At 34.2% G+C, this 1,632-nt stretch carries 2 protein-coding genes; both read right to left on the bottom strand.

Annotation, left to right across the window (positions count from 1 at the left end):
- Positions 1 to 200: 200 nt before the first annotated feature.
- Entirely contained in the window at positions 201 to 482 is a 282-nt protein-coding gene (locus AB1630_13080; protein MEW6104719.1) for a hypothetical protein, read from the bottom strand.
- Positions 483 to 545: 63 nt separating this feature from the next.
- Positions 546 to 1,538, bottom strand: coding sequence for a right-handed parallel beta-helix repeat-containing protein (locus tag AB1630_13075; GenBank protein MEW6104718.1), 993 nt, complete (start codon positions 1,536 to 1,538; stop codon positions 546 to 548).
- Positions 1,539 to 1,632 lie beyond the last annotated feature (94 nt).

Here is a 1,632-nt window from a genome sequence, read left to right as displayed (position 1 = left end):
CTCCGCATCTTTTAGCATCTTCTTTGCTTTACGGGGATTAAATGGTTCTTGAAAAGTTCTTAGCCAGAGGTCGCCCCAATCTTTTTTAAAATCTTCAATTCTTTCTTTATAATACCAATAAAATTCTGGCTCTTCGCATAATATGGTGCAAAAATAATTGTATACATATCTTTTTTAACAAAGAAGCTCAATTGTAAATTTTATTTAGCTTTAGTTAAACACATACAATCTTTAAACCCTATCCCTATCCCCATGCACCATAATCCGTGATGAGCCCTATTCATAAAGGCTTCATTTTTCCAGATAGCTATTGGAGTTTTTCTGCCTAATACATTCTGTGATTCTTCTACCCATTTCTTAAGCTCTGGTATCTTATTGAGGTTTTCTAATCTTTCCGGATGTTTTGATCCGGGATTCAACTCTAAAAGAGCCTTCTTCCCTTCTAGTTTCAATCCATACTTCTTAATCAAATCATCACTCACAATAAAGAAATCAATATCACTATCTGCATTAAATGGCCTATCTATTGTATATTTCCTTCCGGTTCATTTAATAATCCCAATTTTTCCCTTTACCGGTGTATCCTTTTGGTTATTAGTGATAAGGTAGAGATAAACGCCGGATGCAAGAGAATTAGGCATTATCCATCTCTCCTCATCAGTTCCATTATTATGTTCTATTTTGGCAATTTCTTCTCGGGCAATATTAAATATTCGGATTGTAGCTTGCGGAGTTAGTTTTTTAAAGGTAATAATATTGCTTTGAGAAATGCGACAAGGGTTAGGAAAAACAAAGATTACTTCTTTCAAGAGAGCAGGAGATAGCCCCTGAAACTCATAAGCACCAATATCTACGGTAGAAGTGCCATCTTTGTCTCCATCAAATATTCTTGAATTGCCATTTTTATCTGTTGAGAAAATACCTATGACAGTATTTAAACCTTTATCAATACAAGGAGAGTTTGGAGTAAGAGAATAGTTATTTCTACCAGAATCAACAAAAAGTGGGTTAGAAACAATGTTTCCTGTATAGCCTCCAGCACTATTTAGCCATTCCACTGTTTCAATTTTCTGCGTGTCATAATCATAATAATCTCCTGAGTCGTTATTAAAAAAGCAATTATAATTGGGAAGAGGATCGCTGTTTATACTCCCTTCGGAAATTCCATATTTAGTATTATTTGCAATAATATTGTTGGTGAGGGATGGAGAAGAATTCCAGGAGCAGTTAATACCATCTTTATTTTCAATGATTGTATTGTTGGTGATTACAGGAAAAGAAGAATAACAATAAATCCCACTATAATAATTCTTCTCGATGACATTATTGATGATTATTGACAATGAATTAGAATAGCAATAGATACCAATTCCTTTATTTCCTCTAATTGTATTGCTAATAATAGAGGGATCGGAACCCGCACTCACGATTCCGTCACCCTTATTTTCTGTGATTATATTATAAGTAATGGTTCCTGAAGAAGAAGAATCGCATTCTATACCCGCACTAGTGTCGTGTTGACTAAATTTCGCACGAATTTTACTAAAGTTTTAGTTCACAAAAGCCGATAATATAAATAGGGATATTTTCCCAGGAGGTATTGGCAATGCGTGGACCAAAATCAAAAACAAT

The sequence above is a fragment of the bacterium genome, from assembly GCA_040753555.1.
In the GTDB taxonomy this organism is placed as follows: domain Bacteria; phylum UBA9089; class UBA9088; order UBA9088; family UBA9088; genus JBFLYE01.
The sequence above is the reverse complement of the archived record's forward strand: the minus strand, read 5'-3'. Positions and strand labels throughout refer to the sequence as shown.